At 73.6% G+C, this 8,003-nt stretch carries 6 protein-coding genes; 3 read left to right on the forward strand and 3 right to left on the reverse strand.

The features are described 5' to 3' along the window. Positions 1-26 precede the first annotated feature (26 nt). Positions 27-1,430: an amidase gene (locus HPY23_RS22135; RefSeq protein ID WP_091889071.1), complete on the forward strand. Its 1,404-nt coding sequence runs from the start codon at positions 27-29 to the stop codon at positions 1,428-1,430. Then, complete coding sequence (locus HPY23_RS22140; RefSeq protein ID WP_060850226.1) at positions 1,427-1,777, forward strand: hydroxyisourate hydrolase; 351 nt, start codon at positions 1,427-1,429, stop codon at positions 1,775-1,777. Before HPY23_RS22135 ends, HPY23_RS22140 begins: the two co-directional genes overlap by 4 nt. On the opposite strand, the gene HPY23_RS22145 is transcribed toward HPY23_RS22140, so the two are convergent. From HPY23_RS22145 to HPY23_RS22155, 3 genes are all read right to left on the reverse strand, one after another. Then, complete coding sequence (locus HPY23_RS22145; RefSeq protein WP_091889073.1) at positions 1,740-4,337, reverse strand: sensor domain-containing phosphodiesterase; 2,598 nt, start codon at positions 4,335-4,337, stop codon at positions 1,740-1,742. The two genes, HPY23_RS22140 and HPY23_RS22145, sit on opposite strands and share 38 nt — an antisense overlap. Before the next feature lie 150 nt (positions 4,338-4,487). After that, the gene (locus HPY23_RS22150) at positions 4,488-5,618 is read right to left on the reverse strand and encodes an acyl-CoA dehydrogenase family protein (protein ID WP_091889075.1); all 1,131 of its coding nucleotides are present in this window, start codon (positions 5,616-5,618) and stop codon (positions 4,488-4,490) included. Between the two features lie 126 nt (positions 5,619-5,744). After that, complete coding sequence (locus tag HPY23_RS22155) at positions 5,745-6,506, reverse strand: SDR family NAD(P)-dependent oxidoreductase (RefSeq protein ID WP_091889077.1); 762 nt, start codon at positions 6,504-6,506, stop codon at positions 5,745-5,747. 213 nt (positions 6,507-6,719) lie between these two features. Here HPY23_RS22155 and HPY23_RS22160 point away from each other — a divergent pair, with 213 nt between their 5' ends. Further along, positions 6,720-7,844: a CaiB/BaiF CoA transferase family protein gene (locus HPY23_RS22160; RefSeq protein WP_091889079.1), complete on the forward strand. Its 1,125-nt coding sequence runs from the start codon at positions 6,720-6,722 to the stop codon at positions 7,842-7,844. Positions 7,845-8,003 lie beyond the last annotated feature (159 nt).

Consider the following 8,003-nt stretch of genomic DNA (forward strand, 5'->3'; position numbering starts at 1 on the left):
CACCACTTGCATAATCGAGGTCTCGCATGAGCACGGAGCTGTGGCGTCTCCCGGCCATCGAGCTCGGCCGGCTCTTCGCCGATGGACGTGCCTCGCCGGTCGATGCCCTGGAGGCCGCACAGGCCCGGGCCGCCGCTTGGGAGCCGCACCTGAACGCGCTCTCGCGCGACAATCCCCGCGCTCGATCTGAGGCCGAGGCGAGCGCCGCCCGCTGGCGGGCGGGCGCGGCCCTCTCGCCCCTCGACGGCGTGCCGATGACCGTGAAGGAATTCCTGGTCACCGAGGGCATGCCCTCGACCTATGCCGAGCCGGGCGAGGCGCCGTCGGCGGCGCAGGACGAGCTGCCGGTCGCCCGCATGCGGCAGGCCGGGCTCGTGACGCTCGCCAAGACCACGATGCCGGAATTCGCCGTGCAGGGTTTTACGGCATCTGCCCGTTTCGGCGTCACCCGCAACCCCTGGAACCCGGCCCTCACCCCCGGCGGCTCGACCGGCGGGGGCGCCGCCGCGACGGCCGCCGGCTACGCGCCGATCGCGCTCGGCACCGATGGCGGCGGCTCGCTGCGCCGGCCCGCGGCGCATACCGGCCTCGTCGGCCTCAAGAGCAGCCTCGGCCGGGTACCCCGGCTCGGCGGTCTGCCCTCGCCGCTCCTCGATTTCGAGGTCGCGGGCGCACTCACCCGCACCGTCGCCGACACCCGGGCGGTGCTGCGCCTGATGCAGGGGGCCGATCCGCGGGTGCTGTGGTCGGGCTTCGCGGTCGCGCCACGCAGCGCCCGGCCCCTGCGCGCCCGCTACGTCGAGCGCATCGGCGAGGCCCCCCTCGATCCGGTCGTCGCCGCGTCGTGCCGGCGGGCGCTCGGCGAGCTTCGGGCGATCGGGGTCGCGGTCGAGGAGGGCCCGCTGCCGGTCGACATCACCGGGCTCAACGGCCTGTGGCCGGAGATCGGCAAGATCGGCATCGCCCGGCTGTTCGCGGCCGATCCGGCGCTGGCGGCACGGGCGAGCGCGCCCTACCGGGCGATGGCGGAGGAGGGCGCGCGGGCGCCCGCGACGCTGCTCTGCGACATCGTCGAACGGGTCCAGGCCCTGCGCAACGCGGCGAGCGTGGCCTTCGCGGAGATCGATCTCCTCGTCACGCCGTCGGCCGCGGCGATGCCCTGGGCGGCGGACGCGGTCTACCCCGAGGTGATCGACGGGCAGCCGGTCGGTCCGCGCGGCCATGCGGTCTATTCGGGCTGGGTGAACGCCGCGGCGCTGCCGGCCGTGAGCCTGCCGGTCGATCCCGCGCCGGACGGAATGCCGATCGGCCTCCACCTCGTGGCCGGGTTCGGCCGCGACGACCTTCTCCTCGACGTGGCCGAGGCGCTGGAGAGCCGCCGGCCCTTCGCGGATCGCTGGCCGGTCCTGCCCGGGGAGGTCTCCCGATGAGCGGCGGCATCTCGGTCCACGCGGTCGACGTGGCGGAGGGCCGCCCGGCGCTCGGCCTCGCGGTCACCCTGGCGGTGATCGAGGCGGCGGGCCCGCGCCTGGTCGCCGAGGGCGTGATCGGGCCGGACGGCAGCTTCGACCACCCGGTGGTGCGCGGCGTCGGGATCGGGCCCGGCACCTACGAGGCGGTCTTCCACCTCGGCGACTACTTCACCGCGCAAGGACGGCCGGGCCCGCACTTCCTCGACCGTGTGCCGTTCCGCTTCACGGTGGTGGCGGCGCATGAGCACCACCACCTGCCGCTGAAGTTCACGCGCTTCGGCTACGCGGTGTTCCGGGGCATCTGACCCCGCCGCAGAGCAGGGGGGCGAGCTCGCCGAAGGGCACGGGCCGGCCGAACAGGAATCCCTGCGCCGCGACGCAGCCCGCCTCCCGCAGGGCGGCGAGCTGGGCTTCGGTCTCGACGCCCTTGGCGGTCGCCCGCATGCCCAGCGCGCCCGCGAGGGCGACCACCGCCCGCACGAAATCCGCGGTCTCCGGCGTCGCCATCGAGGCGGCCAGCGCCCGGTCGAGCTTGACCTGGCCGAAGGGCAGGCGCCGCAGGGCGCCGAGGGAGGATGCGCCGGCGCCGAAGGCGTCGAAGGCGATCCCGATCCCGAGGGCGGCGAGGTCCTTCAGCCGTCCGCTCTCCGCCGCGATGGCCGCCTCGGCGACGTCGAGTTCGATGCGCTCGGGGGCCTGGCCCGTCGCCTGGAGCGCGTCCCGGATCGCAGCCACGAAGCCCGCCTGGCGCAGCTGCCCACCCGCGACGTTCACCACCAGGCGGATCTCCGGCGGCATTTCGCGCGTCTCGGCGAGCGCGGTGCGCAGGACCCACTCGCCGAGCGGCGCGATCAGACCGGTCTCCTCGGCGAGCGGCAGGAAGGCGGCCGGCGCCAGGGTGCCGCGGGTCGGGTGGTGCCACCGCGCCAGCGCCTCGAGCGCGGTCACCCGCACGCTCGCGAGGTCGAAGACCGGCTGGTAGTGCAGGGAGAACGCGCCGCGGTGCAGGCCCTCGCGCAGATCGGATTCGTTGCGCCGGCGCTCCTCCGCCGCCCGGTCCATGGCGGCGGCGAAGTGCCGGAAGGTGTTCCGGCCCTCGGACTTCGCCCGGTAGAGCGCGAGGTCGCCGCGCTTGAGCAGGGTGTCGGCGTCGAGGCCGTGCTCGGGCGCGAAGGCGATGCCGATGCTGACGCCGATCACCGCCTCCTGCCCGCCGAGATCGACCGGCCGGCGCAGGGCCGCGACCAGCCGCTCCGCGGTGGCGGCGGCGGAACGATCGTCCGCCTCGCCGCCGAGCAGGATCGCGAACTCGTCGCCGCCGAGGCGCGCCGGCAGGTCCTCGCGGCGCAGGCAGGCGCGGATGCGCCCCGCCACCTCGCGCAGCAGGGTATCGCCGGCGAGATGGCCGAGCGTGTCGTTGACCGCCTTGAAGGCGTCGAGGTCGAGGCAGAGCAGGCCGCAGCTCCCGCCGTGGCGCCGCAGGGCGGCGAGGCGCTGGTCGAGGCTGTCGCGGAAGAGCGCCCGGTTCGGCAGCCCGGTCAGGGCGTCGTGCCGGGCCATGTGGGTCACCTGCGCCTCGGCCGCCTTGCGGGCGGTGATGTCGGTGTAGGTGCGCACCGCCCCGCCGGTGGGCAGCGGCACGGTGCGGATCTCCAGCACGGTGCCGTTCGCGCGCTCGTGCTCGTAGGTGCGGGGCTGGATCGCCAGGGGGGCGTGCATCAGGACCTCGCGCAGCGTGCCGTCGCACCGGGCGAAGTCGTCCTGCGCCAGCTGGTGGCGGCGCACCGCATCGAAGCTCGGGGCGGCCCGCATCATCTCCCGCGGCAGGTCGAGGAGCGCGAGGGCGCGCTCGTTGCACACCCGTACCGCCCCGGCCTCGTCGATCATCAGGAGGCCCTGATCCATATGCGCCAGGGTGGCGTCGAGGAGGGCGGTGCTGGCGCGCAGCTCGGTCTCGGCCCGGTCGATCTCGGTCACGTCCTGCACGGTGCCGAACAGGGCGGTCGCGGTGCCGACCGCGTCCTCGTTGCAGATGCCGTGCGAGACGACGACCCGCTCCTCGCCGTCGCGCCGCACGAGCCGGGCCTTGAAGTGGAAATCCGTCCGGTTCTCGCGCGCCGCGGCCACGAGGTCCGCGACCCGCGCCCGGTCGTCTGGGTGATAGTAGGACAGGGCCTCCTGGACGCCGGCAGGGGGGGCGCCCGGCGCCAGCCCGTGCATGCGGCAGACCTCGTCCGACCAGGTCATGACGCCGGAGGCGAGATCGACGCGCCAATGGCCGATATGGGCCATCTGCTCGGCGAGCGTCAGGTAGCGGTTGGCCTCCGACAGGGCCGCCTCGCTCGCCCGCCGGCGAGCGGCCTCGGTCTCGCTGGCGACGCGGGCCTCGTAGTGGCGCAGCTGGGCCACCACCACCTCGCCGAGGTCGCGCAGGCGCTCCACCTCGGCATCCGGCATCCGCCGCGGCACCGTGTCGGCGATGCAGAGGGTTCCGAGCGGCAGGCCCGTAGCGAGCGAGAGCGGGATGCCGACGTAGAACCGCACCGCGAACGGCCCGGTGACGATCGCCCGGTCGCGGAACCGCGGATCGGCCGCGGCGTCCTCGACCACCAGCGGGGCCTCGCTCATGACGGCGTGATCGCAGAACGCCGCGCCGCGAGGGGTCGGGCCGAAGGCGATGCCGGAGGCCGCCTTGCACCACAGCCGGTCGGCGTCGACCAGCGAGATCCAGGCATGCGGAACGGAAAACAGCGTGCGGGCGAGCCGGCAGACCGCGTCGAAATGCGCCTCCGGCGGCGTATCGAGGATGCCGAGGGCGCGCAGGCTGGAAAGGCGGTCGGCCTCCCGCGGCGGAACGAGATGCATCGCGACGCTCCTCTCCGGCCCGGCACCGGGATGCGATCGTTGGGGCAGACCAGGAATGTCGAAAACCCTAAGGACGCGTTAACCAGGGTGGCAGCACCGGCTGCCGGGGGCGCGCCGCCCGCCGCCCCGCGCAGGCGGCGCGACCGCCCGTCAGGCCGTCAGCGCCCGGCTGATCACGATCCGTTGGACGTCGCTCGTCCCCTCGTAGATCTGGCACACCCGCACGTCGCGATAGATCTGCTCGACCGGATAATCCGCCAGGTAGCCGTAGCCGCCGTGGATCTGGATCGCGTCGGAGCACACCGCCTCCGCCATCTCGGAGGCGAAGAGCTTGGCCATCGCCGCTTCCTTCAGGCAGGGCTGCCCGGCATCGCGCAGCCGCGCCGCGTTCAGTACCAGGAGGCGCGCGGCCTCGATCCGTGTCGCCATGTCGGCGAGCCGGAAGGCCACCGCCTGGTGCCCCATCAGCTTCTGGCCGAAAGTCTCGCGCTCGCCCGCGTAGGCGAGCGCCGCCTCGAACGCCGCGCGGGCCATGCCGACCGCCTGGGCGGCGATGCCGATGCGCCCGCCCTCGAGGTTGGCGAGCGCGATTCTCAGCCCCTCGCCTTCCTGGCCGAGCATCAGGTCCGGGGTGAGCTCCATGTCTTCGAACACGATCTGGGCGGTGTCCGAGGCGCGCTGCCCGAGCTTGTGCTCGATGCGCGCTACCTTGTAGCCGGGGGTCTTCGTCGGCACGATGAAGGCCGAGATGCCGCGCTTGCCGGCCTCCGGATCGGTCACCGCGAACACGATGGCCAGATCCGCATTCGCCCCCGAGGTGATGAACTGCTTGGTGCCCGACAAGACCCAGGCATTGCCCGAGCGCCGCGCCCGGGTCTTGAGCGCGGCGGCGTCCGAGCCGGCGCCGGGCTCGGTGAGGCAGAAGGCGCCGAGCTGCTCGCCGCGGGCGAGGGGGCCGAGGAACCGCGCCTTCTGCTCGTCGCTGCCGAACTTCAGGATCGGCATGCAGCCGACCGAGTTGTGCACGCTCATCACCGTCGAGACCGCGCCGTCGCCGGCCGCCACCTCCTCGATGGCGAGCGCGTAGGCGACGTGGTCGGCGGCGGCCCCGCCATGCTCTTCGGGCACCAGCATGCCCATGAAGCCGAGCCCCCCCATCTCGGCGATCGCCTCGCGGGGAAAACGCGCCTCCCGGTCCCATTCGGCCGAGAACGGCTTCAGCCGCTCGCGCGCGAAGCTGCGGGCGGTGTCGCGGATCAGGATCTGGTCGTCGCTCAGCATCCGGCTCTCTCCTGGGGGTGTTCGCATCGGCACGTCGATGCGAACACGTTCGGCGCACGGGCGCCGGCGCCCGTTCGGGCTTGCCCGGCGCGGTCGAACGGGTCCGTTCGGCCGCGCGGGGAATCCTCACTTGGGCTGCATGCGCAAGGCCCCGTCGAGGCGGATGACCTCGCCGTTGAGCATCGGGTTGTCGATGATCGCCATCGCGAGCCGGGCATATTCCTCCGGCCTGCCGAGGCGGGAGGGGAACGGCACCGCGGCGCCGAGCGAATCCTGGACCTCCTGCGGCAGGCCGCGCAGCATCGGCGTCTCGAAGATGCCGGGCGCGATGGCGCAGACCCGGATGCCGGAGGGCGCGAATTCCCGCGCCGCCGGCAGGGTCAGCCCGACGATACCGGCCTTCGAGGAGGCGTAGGCCGCCTGGCCCACCTGGCCCTCGTAGGCCGCGATTGAGGCGGTGGAGATGATGACGCCGCGCTCGCCCCCCTCCAGCGGGTCGAGGGCGAGCGCGCCGGCCGCCACCAGCCGCATCAGGTTGAAGCTGCCGATCAGGTTGACCTGGATCACCTTGGCGTAAGCCTGGAGTTCGAGGGGGCCGTTGCGCCCGACGATCCGGCCGGCGGTCGCGACGCCCGCGCAATTGACCAGGATGCGGGCCGGGCCATGCGCCTCGGCCGCCCGGGCGACCGCCGCCTCGGCGCTCGCCGCATCGGCGACGTCGCAGGGGAGGGCGAGCCCACCGATCTCGGCGGCGACCTCCGCCGCGGCGCCCTCGTTGAGGTCGAGGAGCGCGACCCGTGCGCCCGCCGCGGCCAGCGCCCGGCCGGTCGCCGCCCCGAGGCCCGACCCGCCGCCCGTCACGATCGCGGCTAAGCCGTTGACGTTCATGCCTCATCCTCCCGTGATCGAAGCCCCACTCGTCCGGTGGGTGAGCCCCGTCGCGTGCGGCCCGTGCTCCCGCCCGTGGCGAAGGGCGGACCGGTCTGCTACGCGATCGTATCGTTGGCCCCATCGCTATGGGGCGGACCTGCCATCGTCAAGGCGCCCCGGATCAGGCGACGACAAGCGCCGGACGACAACCATTCGGGGGGAGGGCAGCGCATGGACCCGTCGTCGCACGAGGCCGGTCAGGGCGGACCGCTCGCGGGCCTGCGCATCGTCGAGTTCGCCGGGATCGGTCCAGGACCCTTCGCGGCGATGCTGCTCGCCGACATGGGCGCCGACATCGTCCGGCTCGATCGGCCCGGCGGCGCCGACCCCTATTCCAGGAACGTGGTGGCGCGGGGCCGCCCGACCGTGACGGTGGATATCAAGGACCCGGACGACCTCGCCGGCACCCTGGCGCTACTCTCCCGGGCCGACGCCCTGATCGAGGGGTTTCGCCCCGGCGTGATGGAGCGGCTCGGTCTCGGGCCCGACGCGGTCCTCGCCCGCAACCCGCGCCTCGTCTACGGCCGCATGACCGGCTGGGGCCAGGACGGCCCCCTCGCCAAGGCGGCGGGGCACGACATCACCTATCTGGCGGTGACCGGTGCGCTGGCGGCGATCGGTCCCGAGGAACGGCCGGTGCCGCCGCTCAATCTCGTCGGCGATTACGGCGGCGGCGCGCTCTATCTCGTCGCCGGGATTCTCGCCGGCCTGCTCTCGGCCGGGCGGACCGGGCGGGGCCAGGTGGTCGACGCCGCGATCTGCGACGGGGCCGCGTCCCTGATGGCGATGTTCTCCGAGCTCGCCTCGCAGGGTCGCTGGAGCGACCGGCGCGAAGCCAACCTCCTCGATGGCGGCGCGCCCTGGTACCGCACCTATGCCTGCAGCGACGGACACCACGTCGCCCTCGGGCCGCTCGAGCCGCAGTTCTACGCCCTCTTTCGCCGCCTGACGGGCCTCGACGCCGACCCCGATTTCGACCGGCGCGACGATCCGGCGATGTGGCCGGTCCTGCGGCGCAAGCTCGAGATCCTGTTCGCCGGTCGGACGCGGGACGAGTGGTGCCGGCTTCTCGAAGGAACGGATTCCTGCGTCGCGCCGGTCCTCACCCTGGGCGAGGCGCCACACCATCCCCATCTCGCCGCGCGCCGGAGCTTCGTCACCCATGACGGCACGGTCCAGCCCGCCCCGGCGCCCCGGTTCTCGGCGACGCCTTCCGCAATCCGGTCGGTGCCCGCGCCGGTCACCCTCGCCGAGGCTCTGCGACGGTGGAGCGGGGAGGGGAGTTCCGGAAGCTGAGCCGGAGAAAGGGTGTTGACGGGCCGAAACGCGGAGCCTATACGACCACCCATCGGCGCCGGCCGCGACAGCGGCCCGGGCGCTGAGCCATCTTCGAGACAGTCCGGGCCGGCAAGCCTGACCTTGGTCAGGTGCTGGTCCTGTTTTCACCGATGGATG

The organism is Methylobacterium ajmalii (assembly GCF_016613415.1).
Taxonomy (GTDB): domain Bacteria; phylum Pseudomonadota; class Alphaproteobacteria; order Rhizobiales; family Beijerinckiaceae; genus Methylobacterium; species Methylobacterium ajmalii.

Excerpts from the sequence above, each read along its gene's own strand:
- HPY23_RS22160 (WP_091889079.1), top strand. The coding sequence starts at position 6,720 with ATGGACCCGTCGTCGCACGAGGCCGGTCAGGGCGGACCGCTCGCGGGC.
- HPY23_RS22150 (WP_091889075.1), bottom strand. The coding sequence starts at position 5,618 with ATGCTGAGCGACGACCAGATCCTGATCCGCGACACCGCCCGCAGCTTC.
- HPY23_RS22140 (WP_060850226.1), top strand. The coding sequence starts at position 1,427 with ATGAGCGGCGGCATCTCGGTCCACGCGGTCGACGTGGCGGAGGGCCGC.
- HPY23_RS22155 (WP_091889077.1), bottom strand. The coding sequence starts at position 6,506 with ATGAACGTCAACGGCTTAGCCGCGATCGTGACGGGCGGCGGGTCGGGC.
- HPY23_RS22135 (WP_091889071.1), top strand. The coding sequence starts at position 27 with ATGAGCACGGAGCTGTGGCGTCTCCCGGCCATCGAGCTCGGCCGGCTC.
- HPY23_RS22145 (WP_091889073.1), bottom strand. The coding sequence starts at position 4,337 with ATGCATCTCGTTCCGCCGCGGGAGGCCGACCGCCTTTCCAGCCTGCGC.